Annotated in this window: 22 protein-coding genes and 1 pseudogene; 16 read left to right on the top strand and 7 right to left on the bottom strand. The window is 42.7% G+C overall.

Annotated features, from left to right (window positions below):
- Positions 1-91 precede the first annotated feature (91 nt).
- Positions 92-1501: a sigma-54 interaction domain-containing protein gene (locus D469_RS0114510; RefSeq protein ID WP_018924131.1), complete on the bottom strand. Its 1410-nt coding sequence runs from the start codon at positions 1499-1501 to the stop codon at positions 92-94.
- Between the two features lie 461 nt (positions 1502-1962).
- Between D469_RS0114510 and putP the strand changes: the two genes are divergently transcribed.
- The 11 genes from putP to D469_RS0114445 all read left to right on the top strand — a co-directional run bounded on the left by putP (position 1963) and on the right by D469_RS0114445 (position 13501).
- Positions 1963-3441: a sodium/proline symporter PutP gene (putP, locus tag D469_RS0114500; protein ID WP_018924129.1), complete on the top strand. Its 1479-nt coding sequence runs from the start codon at positions 1963-1965 to the stop codon at positions 3439-3441.
- A gap of 421 nt (positions 3442-3862) precedes the next feature.
- Positions 3863-6502, top strand: a complete 2640-nt coding sequence (alaS, locus tag D469_RS0114495; RefSeq protein ID WP_018924128.1) for an alanine--tRNA ligase — start codon at positions 3863-3865, stop codon at positions 6500-6502.
- 76 nt (positions 6503-6578) lie between these two features.
- Entirely contained in the window at positions 6579-6839 is a 261-nt protein-coding gene (locus D469_RS0114490) for an IreB family regulatory phosphoprotein (RefSeq protein WP_018924127.1), read from the top strand.
- A 9-nt stretch (positions 6840-6848) separates the two neighbouring features.
- Complete coding sequence (gene ruvX / locus D469_RS0114485) at positions 6849-7271, top strand: Holliday junction resolvase RuvX (RefSeq protein WP_018924126.1); 423 nt, start codon at positions 6849-6851, stop codon at positions 7269-7271.
- A gap of 138 nt (positions 7272-7409) precedes the next feature.
- Positions 7410-7703 carry a DUF1292 domain-containing protein gene (locus D469_RS0114480; protein WP_018924125.1) on the top strand — a complete coding sequence of 98 codons (294 nt, stop codon included), beginning with the start codon at positions 7410-7412 and terminating at the stop codon, positions 7701-7703.
- 210 nt (positions 7704-7913) lie between these two features.
- The gene (gene mltG, locus D469_RS0114475; RefSeq protein WP_018924124.1) at positions 7914-9035 is read left to right on the top strand and encodes an endolytic transglycosylase MltG; all 1122 of its coding nucleotides are present in this window, start codon (positions 7914-7916) and stop codon (positions 9033-9035) included.
- Between the two features lie 86 nt (positions 9036-9121).
- The gene (locus D469_RS0114465; protein WP_018924122.1) at positions 9122-9832 is read left to right on the top strand and encodes an O-methyltransferase; all 711 of its coding nucleotides are present in this window, start codon (positions 9122-9124) and stop codon (positions 9830-9832) included.
- Positions 9816-10748 carry a peptidase U32 family protein gene (locus tag D469_RS0114460; RefSeq protein ID WP_018924121.1) on the top strand — a complete coding sequence of 311 codons (933 nt, stop codon included), beginning with the start codon at positions 9816-9818 and terminating at the stop codon, positions 10746-10748. The genes D469_RS0114465 and D469_RS0114460 overlap by 17 nt, the downstream gene beginning before the upstream one ends.
- A gap of 13 nt (positions 10749-10761) precedes the next feature.
- The gene (locus D469_RS0114455) at positions 10762-12048 is read left to right on the top strand and encodes a peptidase U32 family protein (RefSeq protein WP_018924120.1); all 1287 of its coding nucleotides are present in this window, start codon (positions 10762-10764) and stop codon (positions 12046-12048) included.
- Positions 12049-12216: 168 nt separating this feature from the next.
- Complete coding sequence (gene greA / locus D469_RS0114450; protein WP_018924119.1) at positions 12217-12690, top strand: transcription elongation factor GreA; 474 nt, start codon at positions 12217-12219, stop codon at positions 12688-12690.
- Positions 12691-12823: 133 nt separating this feature from the next.
- Positions 12824-13501, top strand: a complete 678-nt coding sequence (locus D469_RS0114445; protein ID WP_018924118.1) for a YrrS family protein — start codon at positions 12824-12826, stop codon at positions 13499-13501.
- Between the two features lie 414 nt (positions 13502-13915).
- Here the strand turns inward: D469_RS0114445 and D469_RS0114440 are convergent, their stop codons facing one another.
- A complete protein-coding gene (locus D469_RS0114440) occupies positions 13916-14131 on the bottom strand; it encodes a DUF2536 family protein (RefSeq protein ID WP_018924117.1) in 216 nt (71 codons plus the stop codon).
- Between the two features lie 112 nt (positions 14132-14243).
- Between D469_RS0114440 and mtnN the strand changes: the two genes are divergently transcribed.
- A complete protein-coding gene (gene mtnN / locus D469_RS0114435; protein ID WP_018924116.1) occupies positions 14244-14936 on the top strand; it encodes a 5'-methylthioadenosine/S-adenosylhomocysteine nucleosidase in 693 nt (230 codons plus the stop codon).
- 95 nt (positions 14937-15031) lie between these two features.
- On the opposite strand, the gene D469_RS0114430 is transcribed toward mtnN, so the two are convergent.
- On the bottom strand, positions 15032-15679 hold the full coding sequence (locus D469_RS0114430; RefSeq protein WP_018924115.1) for an NUDIX hydrolase: 648 nt from the start codon (positions 15677-15679) through the stop codon (positions 15032-15034).
- A gap of 170 nt (positions 15680-15849) precedes the next feature.
- Here D469_RS0114430 and D469_RS0114425 point away from each other — a divergent pair, with 170 nt between their 5' ends.
- Complete coding sequence (locus D469_RS0114425) at positions 15850-16053, top strand: hypothetical protein (protein WP_018924114.1); 204 nt, start codon at positions 15850-15852, stop codon at positions 16051-16053.
- 235 nt (positions 16054-16288) lie between these two features.
- Here D469_RS0114425 and D469_RS0114420 read toward each other — a convergent pair whose 3' ends face one another.
- Together D469_RS0114420 and D469_RS0114415 are read right to left on the bottom strand one after the other, a co-directional pair.
- Positions 16289-18280 carry a S9 family peptidase gene (locus tag D469_RS0114420; protein WP_018924113.1) on the bottom strand — a complete coding sequence of 664 codons (1992 nt, stop codon included), beginning with the start codon at positions 18278-18280 and terminating at the stop codon, positions 16289-16291.
- A gap of 30 nt (positions 18281-18310) precedes the next feature.
- On the bottom strand, positions 18311-18754 hold the full coding sequence (locus tag D469_RS0114415; protein WP_018924112.1) for an Lrp/AsnC family transcriptional regulator: 444 nt from the start codon (positions 18752-18754) through the stop codon (positions 18311-18313).
- Between the two features lie 301 nt (positions 18755-19055).
- Here D469_RS0114415 and D469_RS0114410 point away from each other — a divergent pair, with 301 nt between their 5' ends.
- Positions 19056-19970, top strand: coding sequence for a hypothetical protein (locus D469_RS0114410; RefSeq protein WP_018924111.1), 915 nt, complete (start codon positions 19056-19058; stop codon positions 19968-19970).
- Positions 19971-20320: 350 nt separating this feature from the next.
- Here the strand turns inward: D469_RS0114410 and D469_RS0114400 are convergent, their stop codons facing one another.
- Positions 20321-20632, bottom strand: a complete 312-nt coding sequence (locus D469_RS0114400) for a HesB/YadR/YfhF family protein (RefSeq protein WP_018924109.1) — start codon at positions 20630-20632, stop codon at positions 20321-20323.
- A gap of 212 nt (positions 20633-20844) precedes the next feature.
- Between D469_RS0114400 and D469_RS21290 the strand changes: the two genes are divergently transcribed.
- Positions 20845-21684, top strand: a complete 840-nt coding sequence (locus D469_RS21290) for an NlpC/P60 family protein (protein ID WP_018924108.1) — start codon at positions 20845-20847, stop codon at positions 21682-21684.
- A 198-nt stretch (positions 21685-21882) separates the two neighbouring features.
- On the opposite strand, the gene D469_RS0114390 is transcribed toward D469_RS21290, so the two are convergent.
- Positions 21883-22449 (bottom strand): HAD-IIIA family hydrolase, encoded by a 567-nt coding sequence (locus tag D469_RS0114390; RefSeq protein ID WP_018924107.1) that lies wholly within the window; start codon positions 22447-22449, stop codon positions 21883-21885.
- A gap of 146 nt (positions 22450-22595) precedes the next feature.
- Between D469_RS0114390 and D469_RS0114385 the strand changes: the two are divergent.
- A pseudogene (locus tag D469_RS0114385) lies at positions 22596-22858 on the top strand (RNA polymerase subunit sigma-70); the annotation flags it as partial.

Below are 22858 nucleotides of genomic sequence, written 5' to 3'. Positions count from 1 at the left end.
TTTTACGAACTGGGCAGAAAGGGGGTTTTCAAAAAAAACAACCAAACTACACAAAAAAGTGCAAGAAAACTTGCACTTTTCCGCAAAATAATTAACCATTTAAAAATGGATCGCGATTTAAATGAAATTTTTGCATGCGATATTGCAAACTTTGCCGGCTGATGCCAAGATCTTTTGCGGCTTTCATGACATTCCCGTTTGCTTGTTTAAGTGCTTGTTGGACCCATTCTTTTTCCACGGTGGCAAGATGAGTAGGTAAATCGACTGCATTTTCGTTTTGTGCTAGCGCAGATAAGGTCCCTTTTTTGGAAGTTTTATGGCGAAAGTGCGGAGGGAGGTGATGAACTTGTAACATTTGTTCATCGATGGTTAAATTCATTGCTCCTTCAATAATGTGCTCAAGTTCTCGTACATTGCCCGGCCAGTTATAAGATAGAAAGCGACGTTCTAGTTGGACGGAGATGTTCTCTATATTCATTTGAAAAATCGTATTGTATTTGGCTATAAAAGTAGCAGTTAGTGGCTCAATATCATGTATCCGTTCACGTAACGGAGGAATCAGGAGAGTAACGACGCTTAAGCGATAATATAAATCTTTGCGAAGCCTTCCAGCTGCGATTGCTTCTACCGGGTCTTCATTCATGGTGGTCAGCACTCGAACATTAAAAGAACGTTCTTTTGTGTCTCCCAGCCGGGTAACTTTCTTTTCTTGTAACACCCGTAATAGTTTAGCTTGTAAGGCAGGGGCGAGCGAGTTGATTTCATCGAGTAAGAGAGTCCCGCCTTCCGCTTCTTCAAATAAGCCTGCTCGCTCTGTTGCCCCAGTAAAGGCTCCTTTTACAGTACCAAATAAAATTCCTTCGATTAAGGTTTCTGGGAGGGCCGCACAGTTTTGAGAGATGAACGGTCCTGTGGCCCGGTCGCTTTCGCTATGAATACTTTGTGCAAATAATTCTTTGCCGGTACCGGTTTCACCAATGATTAACACAGGTGAGGACGTTCGCGTAGCTCGGCTAGCATTTTCAATAACTTCCCGTAATTCATTGGAGTTGCCGATGATGTCGGAGAACGTAAACAGCGAGTTCTCTTTTTTCTTGCGATTTTCACGGACTAATTTTTCCATGCGGGTAATGTCCTTAGCTACTTCAGCGGCGGCGATTATGTTGCCATGTGAATAGATAGGGAAGGCTTCATTTATTGTTGTAACTTCTTCACCAAGATATGTGAAATACGTTTGTTTTTCATTTAACGACTGTTTTCCGTATTTAATAGCCTGCAAAAGCCGGCTGTCCCGTTCATCATTAAATTGAAAGGCCTCCATGAGCCCTTTATTAGTAAAATCGTCATAAGACATTGATTCGATTGCTCGCATTTTTTCATTGTATATAATAAGTTGTTCCTGAGCGTCAATCACTCGGATCCCCTGGTCTACATGCTCGACTAATTGATTAAACAAATCAGTTAGTTGGGTTTTTGTGAAGGCAGAGCGAGAATGAATCATGGAGAGGCAACCTCCTTTAAATTGATAAGTCGTAACCTTATTTGTTAAAACATATCATAACTTAAAAGAAAAGGAATAGTTTATTTTTTCGAAGTGTCTGTATCTATCGTTGCGGTAATTGATATAATTTGAAAGTGACGCGAGCCTTTACGGACACGTCCTTGAGCGTTTCATTGTTTTGGTTTCTCTTTTTTTATGCAGAGTAAATGTCCTAGATTGTGTTGAAGGGTAAGGGAATAGTATTGTACGTGAAGCAGACGTGAAACACAGGGGATTGATTTCATGTATTGGCATTAATATTGCAATAAAACATAGGAAATTAAAAATAAGGAGGCAGGATGATGGAATATGCGTTTACAGGCGCAACTTGGTTTTGGCTTCTTGTGCCAATGCCTTTAGTCGTGATTTTTTCAATTATCTCATATGTACGGCATCAACGCAGGGAAGGGGAGAACTAAGCAATGGACCAAGCCACAGTTATTACGTTTTTACTCTATTTAATTGGCATGTTTACGATTGGTATTATTTTTTATAAATTAACGCACAATTTGTCTGATTATGTTCTTGGTGGCCGTAAACTGGGAGGAGGAGTGGCTGCTCTTAGTGCGGGTGCTTCTGATATGAGCAGTTGGCTCATTCTTGGGCTCCCTGGTGCAATGTATCTCGGCGGAATGAGTGAAATTTGGCTACCGATTGGTTTGGCTTTAGGGGCTTATTTTAATTGGCAGTTTTTAGCTCTCAGGTTGCGTCGCTATACGGCTGTAGCCAATGATTCTATTACAATACCAGACTTTCTTGAAAATCGTTTTCGTGACCATTCCAGACTTTTGCGTATGGTTTCCGCGCTCTTCATTTTAGTCTTTTTTGCTTTTTATACGTCTTCAGGGTTGGTAGGCGGAGCTACCTTATTTCAGGAATCGTTTGGCTGGGAATATACGACAGCTTTATGGATTGGTGTATCGGTCATTATTTTATACACCTTTTTAGGCGGTTTTTTAGCTGTCAGCTGGACCGATTTTTTTCAAGGAATATTAATGTTTTTAGCACTCATTATTGTGCCGATTGTGGCAATTTCTGAAATAGGGGGCTGGGGCCAAACGCTTGAAGCAGTGGGAGAAGTAGATCCAAGCCATCTGGATGTCTTTGCCGGCACTTCAGCAATTGGCATTATTTCCTTGTTGGCGTGGGGGTTAGGCTATTTAGGCCAGCCTCATATCATTACACGCTATATGGCGATAAAATCTGAAAGTGAAATTCCTAAGGCTCGTCTCATCGGGATGAGTTGGATGGTGCTGTCATTATTTGGTGCAATTTTTACTGGATTTGTCGGTATCGCTTATTTTTCAGCGCAAGGAGTGAGTGCGCCACTGGCAGACGGGGCCCAGGAAACAGTCTTCATAGTGTTTACCCAAGTCCTTTTTAATCCTTGGGTTGCCGGCTTCTTGCTGGCGGCTATCCTTGCAGCGATGATGAGTACGATTGATTCGCAGTTGCTTGTATCTTCAAGCGCTTTGGCGGAGGATTTTTATAAAGGGTATTTGCGTCCGCATGCTTCTGAACAAGAACTCGTCTGGGTCGGGCGGATCGGCGTTTTACTTATTGCCCTCATTGCCACGATCCTTGCCTACAGCCCTGAGAGTACAGTGCTCGAACTGGTTGAATATGCCTGGGCCGGGTTCGGCGCAGTTTTTGGGCCAGTTATACTACTTGCATTATTTTGGCGGCGGACAACAAAATGGGGGGCTTTAACAGGCATGCTTGTTGGTGGCTTAACAGTGATACTTTGGGCTCTCCCAGAAGGAGGTATCTTTGATTTGTATGAGCTTGTTCCTGGATTCCTCTTTAGCTTAGCAGCTATTATTATCGTGAGCTTATTAACGCCAGAGCCGGAAGCAGAAGTGTTGGCAGAGTATGAGCAGGTGAAGCGGCCCTCGACTTGACAAAGAAAGGGATTATTTTATATAACTAGAGGAGAATAAAAGACATGAATACGTTGAAGGAACGAGTACACTGAAGCCCGCGTGACAGAGAGACGTTTTCCCAGGCTGAAAGAAACGTCCAGCGAAGAGCAGTGGAACGCTATTCCGGAGTGCAGCTAAACACTGCCGTTTCACCTGGCGTTAACAGGCTCCAAGGGACGAATATGAAAAGTCATATTCGTAACCAGGGTGGTACCGCGGGCAGCTCCCGTCCCTGTTTAGTAGGGGCGGGGGTTTTTTGTGCTTTTTAGAAGAATAATTGTCTGGGGAATAATGAACAATCATAGAACAAATATCGTTCGGCCAGTTATTTCTGCCAAAACGTAGGAAGCATAAATGAAACGGACAACTGCTCAGTAGATATAGGAGGTAGAAGTTAATTATGAATCGTTTGACCGCATCAGAAGTACGTCAACTATTTATTGATTTTTTCAAAGAAAAAGGACATGGAGTAGAACCTAGTGCGCCGCTTGTTCCACATGAAGATCCATCATTACTATGGATCAACAGCGGGGTGGCGACTTTAAAGAAATATTTTGATGGACGAGTAATTCCAGACAATCCCCGAATTGTAAATGCGCAAAAATCGATTCGCACAAATGACATTGAAAACGTGGGGAAAACGGCCCGGCATCATACATTTTTTGAGATGCTTGGCAATTTTTCAATCGGTGAGTATTTTAAAAAAGAAGCCATTGAATGGGGCTGGGAATTTTTAACGAGTGAGCGCTGGATCGGGTTTGACTCGGAGCGGCTTTCTGTTACGGTTCATCCGGAAGATGATGAAGCATACCAGTATTGGAAAGATGAAATCGGGCTGCCGGAAGAACGAATAATCCGGATTGAAGAAAACTTCTGGGATATTGGGGAAGGACCGAGCGGACCAAATACAGAGATTTTTTATGACCGCGGACCAAGCTATGGCGATGACCTAAATGACCCAGAATTGTATCCGGGTGGAGAGAATGAACGTTACCTTGAAATCTGGAACCTTGTCTTCTCTCAATTTAATCACAATCCAGACGGAAGCTACACGCCACTTCCGAAAAAAAATATAGATACGGGCATGGGGCTTGAACGGATTGTTTCAGTTATTCAAGACACCGTAACAAACTTTGAGACAGACTTATTTCTTCCGATCATTAAAGAAACAGAAAAGATTGCAGGCTCCGCCTATAATGAAGATCAAGAAAAAGATGTTGCCTTTAAAGTGATTGCAGACCATATCCGTACAGTCGCTTTTGCGATTGGCGACGGAGCCCTGCCTTCAAACGAAGGCCGGGGTTATGTCCTGCGCCGTTTATTGCGCCGGGCGGTCCGCTATGCTCACGTGCTTGATATTGATCGTCCGTTTATGTATGAGCTGGTGCCGGTGGTCGGTGAGATCATGAAAGACCATTATCCTGAAGTTCAGGAAAAACAAGCTTTCATTCAAAAAGTTATGAAAAATGAAGAGGTCCGCTTCCACGAGACATTAAGCGATGGACTGACGATTTTAAATAAAGTAATGAACGACGCTGAGTCCAAGCAGCAAACGATGATTAACGGCTCTGAGGTGTTCCGTTTATACGATACGTACGGTTTTCCGGTCGATTTAACAGAGGAATATGTGTTAGAACGTGGCTTCTCTATTGATATGGAAGGCTTTGAAGAAGAGATGGAAGCTCAACGCAGCCGGGCTCGGGCAGCCAGGCAGGAAGGCGATTCCATGCAGACGCAAAGCGAACTGCTGGCAGGCATCAATGAAACAAGTTCATTTATCGGCTATGACACGACTTCGGCAGAGACGAGCGCAGCTGTTCTTATCATGGATGAAATGTTTGTAGATGCCGTACATGAAGAGCAGGAAGCGTATGCTGTATTGAAGGAAACACCATTTTATGCTGAAAGCGGCGGACAAGTTGCAGATACAGGAGTGATTAAAGGCCCAAGTGGCAAGGCGCGAGTGCTTGATGTGCAAAAAGCACCTAATGGCCAAAACCTTCATACAATTCGAGTCGAAGAAGGATATTTAAAGAAAGGTGAAACGGTCGAGGCTAAGGTAGAAGCAGCTGCACGCCTTGACATTGTCAAAAACCATACTGCCACTCATTTAATGCATCAAGCCCTTAAAGATGTATTAGGCGAACATGTAAACCAAGCAGGCTCTCTTGTGCAAGATGACCGCTTGCGCTTCGACTTTTCTCATTTTGGGCAGGTGCAAGAAGAAGAATTATACGAAATTGAAGCAAAGGTTAATGAAAAGGTATGGCAGAACCTCCCGGTCGTAATTCAAGAAAAGAGTCTCGAAGAAGCGAAAGCGATGGGGGCAATGGCCTTGTTTGGAGAAAAATACGGGGACCAGGTCCGGGTTGTGCAGATTGATGATTACAGCATTGAACTGTGCGGAGGCTGCCATGTGCAAAACACAGCCGAAATCGGATTGTTTAAAATCGCTTCGGAATCAGGCATCGGAGCGGGCATTCGCCGGGTTGAAGCTGTCACAGGCAAGCACGCTTACCAGTTTATGAACGACCAACTTTCGCTGCTTGTTGATGTAGGGGAAAAAGTGAAAGCAAAAACAAGAGAGGACATTCCACGCCGGGTTGATAGTCTCCTTGAAGAGCTGCGTACTGCCCAGCGGGAAAATGAATCATTGGCTGCCAAATTGGGCAACATGGAAGCGGGTAACCTTGTAAATGAAGCACGAGAAGTGGCTGGGGTTTCCGTTATTGCCAAAGAGGTTTCCGCAAGTGATATGGATGCGCTGCGTTCTACTGCCGATGAATTAAAGAATAAACTAGGCTCAGGAATCGTGGTATTGGGAATGCGCGCAGGTGAGAAGGTAAACCTTATAGCAGGTGTTACGAAAGATTTAGTCGGCGAAGGATATAAAGCAGGAGATATTATTAAACAAACCGCTTCGATCTGCGGAGGAGGTGGCGGCGGCCGTCCAGATATGGCTCAAGCCGGAGGGAAAAACCCTGAAAAATTAGGCGAAGCACTAGATGCTGTCTATGAAATCGTTGAATCCATTTCTTGACTTCCCGATTTCGTGTACAATGAAGGAAGAAACCTCCGTGGCAGCGAGTCATGGGCAGAAAAGAGGTGTATGTTCAATGGGTTCAAAGGACAACACGATGAAATTTAGTGTACATGATGAGAAGGAACGTGAAGAAGCAAAAGAAGTATTATTTAATGTGTATGAAGCATTAGAAGAAAAAGGGTACAATCCAATTAATCAAATTGTCGGCTATTTGTTGTCTGGCGATCCGGCGTACATCCCACGCCACAATGATGCAAGATCACTGATCCGTCGTTTAGAACGGGATGAGTTGATTGAAGAACTTGTGCGTTCTTATTTGCAGCAAGAAAGGTAGTCGTATGTTATGAAACGTGTGTTGGGAATTGACGTAGGGGATCGTAGAATTGGCGTAGCAGTCAGTGATTGGCTTGGCCTTACTGCGCAAGGTATTGAAACGGTACACATTAAAGACCAAGATTCCAGCAAAGGAATAAACCGAATCCAAGAAATTGCCCGCGAATATGAGGCTACCGAAATTGTGGTTGGACTTCCGAAGAATATGGATGGTACCATTGGAGATCGCGGCAAGAAATGTGAAGAATTTGGCTCGGCCTTAGAAGAAACATTACACCTTCCTGTATCGATGTGGGACGAGCGTCTCTCCTCCCGCGCCGCTGAGCGGACATTGCTAGAAGCCGATATGAGTCGAAAGAAACGTAAAAATGTGATCGACAAAATGGCTGCAGTTATGATTTTGCAAGGATATCTAGACCACCAAACGAAGTAGCAGACCCACGAGCATGTAATAACGGGTATGTGAATAGCGAGTTTGCACAATTCTTTGTCGCTGATATACACGACCTGCGCCGCCAGACGGTGCAGAAGGAAGGCAAGCCGCCTAGACAAAAAGAAAGTGAGGATTCTCATGAGCGAAGAAGAAAAAGAGCGAATTATTATTCCTGACGAAGACGGGGTTGAGCATTTATTTGATATTTTATTCACTTTTGAAGTGGATGAAACAGAAAGTGCTTATATGGTCGTCGTACCGGTAGAACAAAATGAAGAAACAGAAGATGGCGAAGTAGATGTGTTCGCATTTCGATTTGAAGAAAATGAAGAAGAGGACGTTTCTCTGTACCCAATCGAAGATGATAAGGAATGGGAAATGGTAGAAGAAATGATCGAAACTTTCACTGCCGAGAACGAAGAAGAAGAATAGCACTGAATGAAACGTTCACTAATAAGGGCTTCCCTTGGTTGGTGAGCGTTTTTACTGTGTCCGAAAAGTATCGGTCAATAGGGTGCCAATGGGTTTCATAGAACTTATAGAAACGAGTGACGAAGTTTTTCTGTAACCAGAAATAGCGATTGGTTTCGAGCTCTATTGACAAATGCGGTATAATTAAGGCGGTGAAGGAGGGGACTATCGTTGAGTGAACAAGATCCTGATCGTATGCAGAAACAATCTCGCATCATTCGTCGTATCGTTTTGTATTCGCTTGTAGGAATCATTTTACTACTGGGTGTGGGAGCATTCGGCGGTTATATGTACATACAGACTCTTATGGGTCCTAAGGATGAAGACAGCGAAGATATGGAAGTCGTTGAGATTCCAATTGGTTCTACGGCTGTCGATATTGGTGAAATTTTGGAAGAAGAAGAAGTTATAGAAAATGCCACGTTTTTTCGTTATTATGTCCGTTTTCAAAATGAAGGCGGCTTTCAAGCAGGGGAATATGAATTATCCCCGGCCATGGATGTTGATGAAATAATAGAGGAATTGAAAGAAGGCAGATTGGAAGAAGAAGCTGCTATTACATTTACGATTCCTGAAGGGCTCTGGTTGGAAGAAATTATTGAGAACTTAGCTGAAGATACTCCTTACACGGAAGAAGAAATTGATGTAACGCTTCATGATGAAGAGTATTTGCAAGAACTTGTTGAACATGTAGAAGTACTGACAGACGAGATTTTTACTGAAGAGGTTCGTCATCCATTAGAAGGATATTTATTTCCCTCAAGGTATGACTTTTATGAAGAAGAGCCTGAACTTACTGGCATTATTGAAGACATGCTCTACCGGTCAAATGATATAGCGGTAGAACAACATGAAGCCTTAGAAGAAAGAGATTTATCCATCCATGAATGGTTCACCCTTGCTTCAATTGTAGAGCGAGAAGCCCAAACTGCTGAAGACCGACGCAGAATTTCAGGAGTGCTGCATAATCGGTTAGAAGAAGGCATGCCATTACAAGTAGATCCCACAGTGGCCTATGCTATAGGTACACATCTGTATATGACAAGCTTTAGTGATTTAGAAGAAGATGATCCTTATAATACCTACATGTATTCCGGTCTCCCGCCTGGTCCAATTGCAAGTCCAGGAGAGGATGCTCTTATTTCTGTGCTTGAACCTGACGATAGTGAGTATTTATACTTCTACGCCCGCAGAAACGGGGAAGTGATTTATAATCAAAACCTAGAAGAGCATGAAGCAGCACGGGATGAATACCAACATGAATGGATTGAAGGAGAAGACTCAGCTGATTAAATGATAAAACCGGAGAAAGCGAGTCGCTTTCCCGGTTTTTCTATGTTAAAATATGAAGCTAAATCAAGTTTGGTGAGGGATGGCACGTGAGCAAAGCTCAAAGACAAGAAGAAAGTTATATTGAGAAACTGAACCTTACACAACGTGGAGAACAATATGCTCAGGTCGTAAATGTTCTCAAAGACATGGAGCGTAAAGCAGCCGAAGAAAATATCCCAATTATTGAAAAAGAAGCATTAGCAATTATTCAAGCTGCTTTAGGCATGGGGCAAGTAAAGCGTATTCTTGAAGTAGGGACGGCTATTGGTTATTCAGCAATACAATTTGCTGGGGCCGGCGACGCTTTACGGCATGTAGTCACTATAGAAAAAGAGGAGCATCATGCTCAAGATGCTAGAAGTTTTGTGGAAAGAGCAGGACTGAGCAATCAAATTACCATCCATTGTACTGATGCATTAGATGGAGGTTTTGACCTTGAAGATGAAGAGGCGTTTGATGTAATATTTATTGATGCTGCTAAAGGTCAATACAAACGCTTTGTTGAGAAATTTGAGCCGTATTTGCGTACTGATGGCTATATTATTTCTGATAACATCTTATGCCGAGGTCATGCCTTAAACCCTGATGAAGCGCCAAAACGGATGCAAACGATGGCCAAAAGAATTTTTACTTATAATCAGTGGTTAAGCGAGCGGACTGATTTAAATACAACCTTCTATTCGGTGGGAGACGGTGTAGCGATTAGTCAAAAATGTAATAGAAGAGCCAGGGGGGATAGGCATGACTTACTTACCTGAACTTTTAGTTACACCAACTGCTGTTGAAGACATTGCCCCTCTTTATGAGGCGGGTGCTGATGCGGTCTTAGTAGGTGAGCAAACATATGGATTACGTTTGGCCGGAGATTTCGATAGAGCTCAGCTTGAAGAGGTAGTTAACATTGGAAAAAACTATGCGAAAAAGGTTTATGTTAAGGTAAATGCCCTGTTTCATAATGACTATATAGACCAACTCTATGATTATCTTTGCTATTTAAACGAACTTAACGTTGATGCGATAGTTTTTGGAGATCCGGCCGTACTTGTGGCCGCACGGGAAGTAGCGCCTGGCCTAAAGTTACATTGGAATCCGGAAACCACAGCCACCAATTGGTATACTGCCAATTATTGGGGACGTAAAGGAGCAGAGCGGGCTGTACTTTCCCGAGAAATTAATTTTGATGCGATTACAGAGATTGCTGACCATGCTGAAGTGGAGACTGAAGTACAGGTACACGGGGCAACCTGTATGTTTCAATCCAAACGGAAGCTCGTAGGTAACTACATGGCATTTCAGGGAAAGCAGTTGGAAGTGGAAAAAACGGATCAATCCCGAAACCTGTTTTTACATGACCCAGAACGTAATGCAGCGTATCCGATCTTTGAAGATGCAAATGGGACCCATATTATCAGTGCCAAGGATATTTGTATTATAGATGAATTAGATGAACTACTAGATGCCGAAGTGAGCAGTATGAAGATTGAAGGGCTGTTAAAATCGAGTCAATATGTCATTGAGGCTACCAAGCTGTACCATGAAGCTATACATCTTTATCTTAACGATCCGGCTCGTTATAACGAGAAAAGAGAAGAATTACTGAATAAGGCAAAAACATTACAACCTGAAGCGCGGGACATTGATACTGGGTTTTTCTTTAAGGAAACAGTTTATTAAGGGGGGCGTGGAGATGGCCGAAACAGTTGCCTATGAACAGGCACCACAACGAAAAATAACTAAGAAGCCAGAACTATTGCTGCCAGCTGGGAACCTTGAAAAATTAAAAGTCGCTATTCATTACGGGGCGGATGCAGTTTACCTTGGCGGGCAGGAATTTGGCCTTCGCTCAAATGCTGATAACTTTACGTTTGAAGAAATGAAAGAAGGGGCTGAATTTGCGAGCCGCTACGGGGCGGAAGTGTATGTAACTACGAATATTTATGCTCACAATGAAAACATGATCGGGCTTGAAGAGTACTTGTCATCTTTGCAGGAAGCCAAAGTGACTGGAATAATTGTGGCTGACCCGTTAATTATTGAAACATGCCGTCGTGTAGCGCCCTTGCTTGAAGTTCATTTATCCACTCAGCAGTCACTTTCCAACTGGTTAGCCGTTAAGTTCTGGAAAGACGAAGGACTGGACCGGGTGGTGTTAGCCCGAGAGGTGAGCCTCGAAGAAATGCTAGAGATCAAAAAACATGTTGATATTGAGATTGAAGCATTTGTACACGGAGCGATGTGCATTTCCTACTCCGGTCGCTGTGTATTAAGCAATCACATGACAGCTCGCGATTCTAATCGTGGCGGATGCTGTCAGTCCTGCCGCTGGGATTATGATTTATATGAGAGCGATGGCTCAAAAGCAGCTCCACTTTTTCATCCAAATGAAGAACAATTCACTATGAGCCCTAAAGACCTAAATTTAATCCAATCAATACCAAAGGCAATGGACGCAGGTATAGATAGCTTGAAAGTTGAAGGACGTATGAAATCTATTCATTATGTCGCTACGGTTGCTTCCGTATACCGGAAAGTCATAGATGCTTACTATGAAGACCCGGAGAATTTTACGATTAAAAAAGAATGGATCGAGGAATTAAATAAGTGCGCCAATCGCGACACTGCTCCGGCTTTCTTTGAAAATGTGCCAACGTATGATGAACAGATTTGGGACAATGAATCAAAAAAGAATACCCGTTATGAATTTGCTGGTCTTGTCCTTGATTATAATCAAGACACACAAATGGTGACCCTCCAACAACGAAATTATTTTAAGCCCGGAGATGTTATCGAATTTTTCGGGCCAGAGATTGAGGTCTTTTCGCAAGAAGTTGAAACCATCTGGGATGAAAACGGAAAGGAGATCGATGCAGCCAGACATCCGCTGCAAATTGTAACTTTCCGAGTGGACCGGCCGGTTTATCCGAAAAACATGATGAGAAAAGACCATGTAAGCCGATTAGCAGCATGGGATTAAATGTGTAAGGGTTGCGTGAAAAAGTAAAAGCAGGTATGATCATTCATGTGTATGGAAAGGATTGGTTGGTCAGCTGGAAAAGTGAGAGGCATATCCTCTTGCTTTTCCTCTTATTATTAAATGATACATTAAACGCTATCATTGTTATGTTTTAGAGGAGTGAATCAAATGGCAGAAGAAAAGACTCATTATATGACAGAAGAAGGATTAAAGAATCTTGAGGAAGAACTTGAATATTTAAAAACAACCAAGCGCCAAGAAGTGGTGGAACGCATTAAAATCGCGCGTGATTTTGGTGATTTATCCGAGAATTCCGAGTACGATGCAGCCAAAGATGAGCAGGCGTTTGTAGAAGGACGGGTCAATCAAATCGAACAAATGATCCGAAACGCAGAAATTATCGAAGACGATGGCAATAAAGACGAAGTCAGCCTTGGTAAGTCAGTTAAGTTTCAAGAAATTCCAGATGGCGAAGAAGAGCTATATACCATCGTAGGAAGCGCAGAATCGGACCCACTTGAAGGGAAAATTTCTAATGATTCGCCAATGGCACAAAGCTTGATGGGGCGTAAAGTAGGAGATACTGTTACTGTAAATACACCTGGCGGCGAAATGGAAGTAAAAATTGTAGAAATCATTTAATACCACGTAAACGCCCTTCTTGATGAAGGGCGTTTTTGCTTACCTAACAAAAATGATAAAAGTCTCTCGCTTCTCATCTTAAAATCTTTTATGATATGGATGAGGAATTATTGCTATAGAAGGTGATGATACGATGTCAGAGCGTATAGATGGAAATGAAACACGCCGAGTTGACATGCGGCGGAAAAAACGGATGAACCGCCTTATGAATGGGGCAATTGGCCTGGTAGCAGCTTTAATCTTATTTTTCGGTGTTCAACTCTTTTTCTCTTCTGATGATGTCGCAGAAGAAGAAGCAAATGAGGAAGATGAAGAACCTGAAGAACCACAAGAAGAGGAAGAAGAAATTCCGGATGATGATATGATTGAAGAAGATGAGCTAGATGACGGCGGACCGGAAGAAGAACCGGACCTGGCTGAAGAAGAAAGCGAAGAAAATCAAGACCCTGAAGAAAACGAGGAAGCAGATGATATAGAAGTGGACGAAGAGGAGACAGAAGAAGAGCTGGCAGGACCTCACGGGGATTTTGAACCAATTGGAACGGAGCAGAGCGGAGAATTTAATCATGATTTTAATACTAATTCACAAAATTGGGAAGAGATGGAAGAGGCTTTACGCTATGCTACTGGTATAAACGAAGATGACATTCAAATTTGGCGCATAGAAAATGGAGGCGGCCCTAATTTAGTCACTGGATATGCCAGTACAAATGAAAATCGGAGTTCGCCGTACCGGGTGGAAATGGAATTTATTGAAGGGGAAGGCTGGCTTCCAACAGAAGTGGAACAAGTTGATTATAATCCTAGTTAACGACGAGTAGGCTTACCAAAACGTTCGTTTATGGTATGAAAGCTGGTCACCAACCAGAATGCGCCAAGCATCTGGGAGCAAATGCGAAAGGGTGAAAAGCTCCCAGTGAGTGTTTTTTTGTTGGCATGGCTGTTAAACCGATGTCTAGCCGCAACGAAGAAGACGTGATGATATCACATGCAGTGAAGGCGAAGTCGATGTATGCCCTGTCGTTCTATTCCAACTGCTAATTCTGAGAACTGACTTATGGGACAACCCCTCAAGAGCGTTAAATATGGAGCCGCAAAGAGGAGCTTTTAGCAAAGAAAGCTCCTCTTTGCGGCTTCCACTGTTCCCCAAGCAAACCGAAAAATTTGTCACGATAATTTCATGTGAAGCTAAATCTTCATAAACTGATTAATCCTCATCTTTATATTACGTAATCGCTCTTAGTTTGAAATGAACATGAGCCGTATAGACTGGCCGGGATGTTTTAGGGTCGCTGTATACATTATGCTGTACATGATGTACCTCCAGCATTATCTGCTCATTTGTCTCAATTTTTTGCTGAATGGCAGACTCAAGCTCTTGCAGGCTTTTTGCTTCAAAGAACTCCACTTTATCTCGTAATTGCTCAATTTTTAACTCCATTGTCATTCCCCATTTCTGAAGTATCCCTTTTTTAAAACCCGTTCGTATTATAGAATAGATCAGGAAGAAAGTGAAGAATAAGCGATATGGCAGATAACAGGAGTTGAATGGAATGAGAATTGCAATCATTGGTGCAATGGATGAAGAAGTCGATTGGTTAAAAGACGACATGAAAGAAGTAAAGGAGTCAGAGCGGGCGGGTGTCCTCTTTTATCATGGTAAATTGGAGGAGAAGGACGTTGTATTATTACGTTCAGGTATTGGAAAAGTGAATGCAGCAATTGCTACTTCCCTTTTAATGCAACTTTTTGAGCCAGATGTAGTGATTAATACAGGCTCAGCTGGCGGCTTTAATAGTGAGCTTGAAGTCGGCGATCTTGTCATTTCAGAAGAAGTGCGCTACAATGATGTTGACGCATGTGTTTTTGGTTATGAATTTGGGCAAGTACCTGGTATGCCAGCATTTTACGAACCGAACGTCTCGCTTGTGGCTACGGCAAAAGATGCCGCTGCAGAAGTCGGATTAAAAGCACAGCCTGGGTTGATTATTTCCGGAGATTCGTTTATGAGTGATGAAAAACGCATTCAGTTTCTGCGGGAAACCTTCACAGAGCCACAATGTGCTGAAATGGAGGCGGCTGCTATCGCTCATGTTTGTCATCAATTTGCAGCTCCATTTGTAATTATTCGCTCATTGAGCGACATAGCCGGCCAGGATGCTAAAATGTCCTATGATCAATTTCTGAAAAAAGCTGGGCATGAATCGGCAAAGCTTGTCACAGCTATGATAAAGAAGATCGACTAATAGGAAATATAAAATGAAAAGGCTGCTCGCGTTACTGATAAGACGAGTAGCCTTTTTTGCTTTTAAGGTTTGTCATATTATTTTACCCCTGCCTCTTAATGCTCTTTATATAAGTTTTCCTGCGTGGTCTGCATGAAGTGAATGAGTATGCGAGCAGTCATCCCCCATATAATGTATGGGCCGTACTGAAAGAAATACTCTGGTACTATGGAACGTCGCCATGGATAGTTTTCCCCGCCGGGAATTAAGTGATAAGGAAACTGTGCTTCAGGCTCCACCCGTAGGTGCACTTCGTGATACAGAGGCTGAGTTGAGCGAAAAAATGAAAGCGGTACAGTAAACAATTCTTCTACTTCGGCGCGGTTAGGTGAAAACTGGCTCTCAGGATCAATAGTAGCTACATAAGGGTAAACAATTGCTCGAAAAGGGGTGATTAATTTATCGAGAGGAGCTATAATATCAATTTCATTTGCTTGTATCCCTGTTTCCTCTACACATTCTCGCACAGCAGCTGCTTCAGTCGAAGCATCTGTCACATCAACTTTGCCACCTGGAAAACAAATCTCGCCGGGCTGGCTGCTTAAATGCTTGGCTCTCACTTCAAATAGTAGATGCACTTCGCCCTCTTTTTCAATTAATGGTAGGACGATAGCAGAGTGAACGAAGGTGTTTTCACCAAGGATACCTGCTTCACGTTCGTATAATTGGTTTTTGATGGTTTGGATTGAATCACTTTTACGCATAGAGTACCTCCTCGTTATTATTATTGTATCGTAACTTCCTATGAAGTGGCTACTTCATTTCAGCACCATCGTTGCTACAGGGATTTGCCCATGGCTTAGTGTGCCTAGGTTTATGTAGTCGGAGAAGAGGGAATATTGGCTCGAGAATACAAATGAAGGAGGGAAGGATAATGGGGCAAGAGAAAAAATATGACCGCCTTCGAGTACAAGGTGAAAACGAGGCAAAAACGGATAAAAATAAACAAACGGGGATTGGCCAGGAAAGCATTTTTCATGATGAAATCCCGATAGAAGAAGTGGAGAAAGATTTACGCGATGAAAGAAAGCATCCCCCTGAAGAAACGAAACCGTCAGATCGTGGCAAAAATAAATAAACCCGTCTCTTCTGTTTTATTAGAAGAGTACGGGTCTTTTTGTTAGGACAGGAGAGTGGGGTGGGGCGTTCATCTATTGCTTGTCGCCGCTAAGCAAGCCCGCTCCGCTTTTCTTGTCCAGCTGCGGCGCTTAGATGCTCGAGGTTTTTTCAGCTTCCGGCTCCGCGCGGCAAGCCACGCTGCGCGGATGCTGAAAAACTTGTCGCATCTGAGCAAAGCGCCTCCGCTTTTCTTTTTACAAGTGGGTTTCGAACCAGGTGGTGATGTGGTTTAAGCGTTCTAGGCGCAAGGCAGGCTGACCGCTTCGGCTGAGTTCGTGGTTGGCTTCAGGGAAGCGTACAAATTTCACTTCATTGCCGCGGTGTTTTAACGTGATGTAAAGTTGCTCGGCTTGCTCGATTGGACAACGGAAATCACGCTCGCCGTGCAGGATGAGCAATGGTGTTTCAATATTGCCTGCGTATTTGAGAGGAGAATGCTCCCATAGCTTGTCTGGATTTTCAAGTAAATGGTGGCCGATCTCCCATTTTGTAAAGAAGAAACCAATATCACTCACGCCAAAAAAGCTAATCCAGTTTGAGATCGAACGCTGAGTTACTGCGGCTTTAAAGCGAGTCGTATGGCTTACAATCCAATTGGTCATAAAGCCGCCATAGCTTCCGCCTGTTACACCTAGGCGATGTTGGTCAATGAAATCGTATGTGTTTAACACATGATCAACAGCAGACATGAGGTCGGTATAATCTTTTCCACCATAGTCACCGCGTACAGCATCGACAAAACGTTGGCCATAACCGTGGCTTCCGCGCGGATTTGTATAAAGGACGACGTAGCCTTTAGCCGCTAAAAGCTGAAGCTCATGGAAAAATGTTTGCCCGTACATGGCATGCGGGCCACCATGGATTTCTAAAACGAGCGGATACTTTCGTGTTTCATCAAAATCGACGGGACGAAGGATCCAACCATTGATTTCCCAGCCATCTTCAGCTTTGGCCGTAATTGGCTCCGGAATAGAAACGTGGACTTCTTTTAAAAAGTTGGCATTCACATCAGTTAAGCGTCTTTTTCCCTTTTCTTCAGGAGAAAGTAAGAAATAATCTCCCGGGTTAGACGGATCACTTACACCGAGGATTGTTTTGCCGCTTTCTTTATGAAGGCCGAATGTAAATACATGATTATCTTCTTGATAAACAGTAGTAATTTCACCTTCCATATCTATTTGATAAAGACCGGTGAAGCCATGATCACTGGCTGTGAACAGCAGGTTATCCCCCGATTTAGACCAAACAGGGCCTGGATTTGGCACGCTGCGCAAGTCGCCAATCATAGCATCACCCAATTGCACATCCCATTTTTCGGTCATACAAGTACGTTTCTTTGTTACAGGGTCAATGATCCAAATTTGATTAATCGTTGCGCCATCGAATTCATATTCATGCCCCAGGCAGGCGATTTTTGAACCATCTGGTGAGTAAACAGGTTGAACGTACATGCCAGTTGAATCGGTAAGACGGGTGATATCAGAAGTAATTAAATCAAGTGTATATACGTCCTGGCACAGCCTCTCGTCTGCATCTCGTTCCCGATTGGCTGTAAAGGTAACCATGCGGCCATCAGGTGAAAAAGACCCAGGCGTGTGGTCGGCGTCAGCATTTGTTAACTTTCGACATGAGCCGTTTTCGACTTCACATAATACTAATTGTTGGCGCTTCTCATCATGAAAGCCAGCACTGTCAGATTTATACTTTAACGTTTCTACGACAAGAGGTTTGAGTTGTTTTTCATCTTTTTGCTCATCGACATGAGTAGTAGAATTAATGTCTTCATCTGGTGCAAGTGGAGCAGAAAAATAAATTGACTTTCCGTCCGGAGACCATTTTGGAGCGCCAGCCCCGTGTTTAAGGTGGGTTAATTGTTGGGGTTCGCCTCCATGAACAGGCAGGATCCATATTTGGTTTTTGCCACTTCGGTTAGATAAAAAAGCAATCGTATCTCCAGCTGGTGAATAGGCTGGATGAGAATCTTTTACATCCCCGAACGTCCATTGTCTAGCTTCTTGATTCGGGTCGAGCGGTTGCATGAAGAGGTGTTTTTGATAGGAATGATCTTCATTTACCGTTTGTTCTGTGTACATATACGTCTTGCCATCAGGCGACAAAGTCAGCTCTCCTACTACGGAGATATTTAATAAGTCTTCAGCTTGCATTGGACGTTTATTTCTTCCCATCCTGATTCCTCCTCTAGTTCACTAGGTACTTCAATAGATTTCAAAGGTGTTTTTTGAAACTTCTAATTGGATCATTACGTTTGTGCTTTGAATACCTTCGTGCTGATGCAATTGTTTTAAAAAGTCAGTCAATGCTTCATGGTCTTCGACTTGAACTTGAATAAGTAAAGGATATTCTCCCGAAGTAAAGGAGACATAGCGAACCTCTTGATAGTTTTCCAGAACATCATGAACAGGTTCAAAATAAGTATTATTTACTTTAATTAAAACAATTGCACTCACTTTTAAACCTAGGGCCACTGGATTTACAATAGCCCCAACTTGTAATAACCCTGAATCTGTCAAGTTTCTGTAACGTGTTCGGATTGTTTTTTCCGTCACATCAAGAGTTTGAGCAATATCCGTAAACGAGCGGCGGCCATCTTGTGATAAACAGCGGATGATGGCTCGGTCCAGTTCATCTAGGTATTCCATTCATTCACACTCCCGAAATTCGACCCATTTTACAAATCAAAACAGATAAAAAGAACCTTTTTAAAGAAAAGTCAGACGAATTCCTTTAAAATAATTAAAAAAGAAGAAGGATTTCGTCTTTTTACTAATGGTAGAAGTATAATAGATAAAAGTGAAATTGACAACTCAGTTCAGAATAGAAAATAAAGTATATTACAGCACTGACAACTATTAACTTTAGGAAGAGAAGTGGTTCTTTAGCCCTGCTGTCACTGGTTGAACTAGTCGAGTATACTATAATAAAAACATTTGGGTGATAAAGATGAAAACAACCATGCTGCTTACTTTAATCGTACTCAGCGGTTGTGGGCTTACTTATGAAGAAGCCTTGGATGATATAGATACAGAAAGTCATACACTGGCTGATACCATGAAAGATGAAGAGGAAGATGCTGAGAATGACGATATAGGCGAAGAGAAAGAAGAAGTGCCGCCGGACGATGTATTGGAAGCTTTTTATCAAGCAATGGTAGAAGATGATATAGAAAAAGCTTCAACTTACTTACATGCTGAGGCTTTTAATTGGAGTGTAACTCCCCAAGCTTCGGTCGATGAATGGATAACTATGATGGAAACCCACATTGAGTCAAATGAACTATCCTATGAAGAAATTGAGATTACCGGCGTAGAGGCTATCGATGATACATTTGCTCATGGAAGGGCTGTAATTTCAGCTACTTCTTCTGAAAAGGAAGAACGCATTGAAGAGGAAGAGTCCATCTTGCTCTCTAATAAAAATGGAAATTGGGAAGTTGATATGGCTGGAGTTCGTGAAGCCAATGATCTTGATGAAGGAAGCCAGGGAGCCATTGAATATAAAGACACTACTTTTTATGAAATGGTTGAGGGGTTGCGGATTGATTTACAATTAGAAGCTTCACAGGACGAAGAGGATGTGCGCTTAGGATTCGGGGAGAATCCCGCTATGGGGACATTATACACCGAGAAAGGGACTTTTCAGTCAGAATTGTCACCAGGACGTGAGAATCTGGCTGTAATGGAGTTCCCAGACGCTGAAGGAAGCCCGGAACATTTGATTATTGACGGATTATATATTACCGAAGAAGGTAGGATTCCAGCCCCTGAAGACAATCAACAAACATTGACATTGGATATGGACACCCATGTTGATAACACTCCTGCTGGTTTTGATCGCAATTTATCGACGGGCCAATAAATACTTTCGAAAAAGTGTGTGAGCTCTTTTAACAAGAATTATTACGAGAGGGAAATCTTTAGTTATACTAAGATTGTCCGGTGATAGTCTTCATGAGACGTACCGATTCATCCATTGATGCTCATTTCCCCTGGATGAAAGTCGCATGGATGCCCCAATCCATGTGAGTCTCTGCAGTATTCACCTCTCTCCCCTCTAGCTTTACCTGCCCAGTAGATTGGGCAGGTCTTTTTTTGTGCTGTTGCTGTTTATTTCTATAAGTCTTTAGTTGATGAAAAACAAGAGTGACGGTAATAATAGCTGGCGTGTTTTTATGAATCCACGCGCATGAACTTGCTTTTACCAGGGTACTACGCTTCATTTCCTTGGGAAGTGGAGTGGAATTCAAAGTCAATTTCTTCTTTTTTAGTATCATATGTAATATGCAAGTCATAGTTGTTAAAAAACCAACGATCGTCTTCTTCAATAAAAAATTGAACGTTGTGTAGTTCTGAGGTTACAGCTGGCCGTTTAGGAAACTCCTGGGAAATCCCGACAGAAAACCCTTTTAAGATTTGACTGTGTCCCCCGTACCGTATAAAAAAGCGAATAGATTCCTCTGAATCAAGGTTAAATTCTTCGTCAAACCATGCAAATGCCTTTTCAGTAACTGTTATATTCATACAAAATCTCCTTATTAGTGAGCTAAACATGAATCTAATAAAAAAAGACAAACATAAGTTGTCTGGGTGTTAATGATATTACAAAAGTAACATAGCTTTGATAAGAAATGTTATACAATTCTTATCATCTTGTTATCTCCCTGTAATCTTTTATATAAATTTGCGTGTTAAAATGACATTTGTGAGAAATTGATCAGGGGGAAGAAAGTACTATGAAAAAACTCTTTATGACAATTCTAGCATTCTTTTTAATATATCCGGTTGCTTCGCTTGAACAAGCTGAAGCAAGTGAAGCACAAAATGTAATTGATGCAGGGAAAGAACAACTCGGCACACCTTATCAAATGGGCGGAACTACTCCTTCTGCTTTTGACTGCTCTGGATTTACTCAGCATGCCTTCTCAGCAGCTGGAATCGACCTGCCGCGGACGGCAGCCGAACAGTACAACGTAGGTGAGTCAGTGAATCAAGATGAGTTGCAGCCTGGTGATCTTGTATTTTTTACTACATACAGTTCTGGAGCTTCCCATAATGGTATTTATATTGGGGGAAATGAATTTATTCATGCTTCTTCTTCGCAAGGCGTTTCGATCACCAGCATGAATAACCCTTATTGGTCTGAACGCTACCTTGGCGCACGCCGAGTATTAGAAGAGCAAGAGTCTCAAGATGTACTGGCTGAAGCTGAGTCCGCAGCAGAACAAACAGTTGAAGTCACTCTGAACGGCGAAACGCTAACGTTTGATGGTCAAGATGCCGTGATGGCAGATGAGAGAACGCTTGTCCCTATGCGAGGAACGTTTGAAGCTTTAGGGGCTGAAGTGAACTATGAGAAAGCAGACCGACTAGTTAACGGGTCGTTAGATGATATGCACGTAGCTATGCAACTTGGACAGACTACAGTTGAAACGCATAACGGAACAGTTGAACTAGATGAGCCGGCTCAAACTATGAATGATCGCACGATGGTACCTTTGCGTTTTGTAAGTGAGACTCTTGGTGCAGAAGTAGAGTGGGATGAAGCCACCCAGACAGTTAGTATCACCCAGTAATTCGCTTGTTCTTACCCGTCCACTAACATGGGCGGGTTTTTCTTATTGGCGCACCCACCGCCTCTAGTTACGATATAACCGGTTTTCGTTAGTTTTAAACGACTTTTTAAATTATTTTAGGATAGGTGAACCTATTTGATGCCTTATATAGCTTAGTAGTAAAAGGGGTAAAAATGACCTGCTGTCAGACCTCGCCGCTTACCTGTTGGAATTGATACGTTCTAGTATCCAAGTGACGGCCTTGTTAAAATCCTCGGCTGCAAACTCAAGTGAAACGTTTGCCCATTCGCCCCGATATTTATCGTTGTACAATCGTTCAAAAGCGTCTTTCCCTGCTCCTGTTTTAACTAAAATTTTGTGACAGCCTGTTTTTTCAGCTGCTAGCATGTCCGTCCATCTATCACCGATTACAACACAATGCTTCAAATGTAACCCATGTCTCAATGCAGCGGCCTCTAACATGCCTGACGCTGGTTTCCTACACTCACATTTACTCTTTGGGTCATGGGGGCATACATATATATAATCAAACCCCACACCTTTCAGCTCCTTTTTAAACGCCTCTATCGTTGTTTTTTCGTAAGCAATCAGTGGCTGATTGGTGAAGGTGAACAGCGGGATGTTATGTTGTTTTAATCGCTTAATAGAATTCTTTATGCCCGGATAAAACCAAAAGTCTCCCGGTAAAAGCTCATAGTCATCTCCTCCCAGTGTTCCGTCGCGATCAATAAATACTGCTTCAATGTTTTTCGAAAACGGGTTCATTGCATCCCATCCTTTCTTATACGCTTAGAACTTAACGCAGAACGAGTTATGCTCTAAAAAAGCTTATACTTATTTTCTTAAGTGTACACGCACGGGTAGGCAATAGCCTGCATAGCGTAAAGGAGAGGCAAAAAGGAGGGATGGGAATGTCGAGTGTTATGACCTTGCTGGGATTTGTGTTCCGTGAAGTGATGGTCTTTGTCGCGTACATGAAAAATCATGCCTTTCCACAACCTTTGTCTAAAGAGGAAGAAGCGAGATGTTTAGAGGCTATGCAGGAAGGCGACCAGGAAGCAAGAAACCGTCTGATCGAGCATAACTTGCGACTAGTGGCCCATATCGTTAAGAAATTTGAAAATACAAAAGAAGAAACCGAGGATCTCATTTCAATCGGTACGATTGGTTTAAT

The organism is Salsuginibacillus kocurii DSM 18087 (assembly GCF_000377705.1).
GTDB lineage: Bacteria > Bacillota > Bacilli > Bacillales > Marinococcaceae > Salsuginibacillus > Salsuginibacillus kocurii.
Note: the sequence above shows the minus strand (reverse complement) of the source record. Positions and strands in the feature narration are given on the sequence as shown.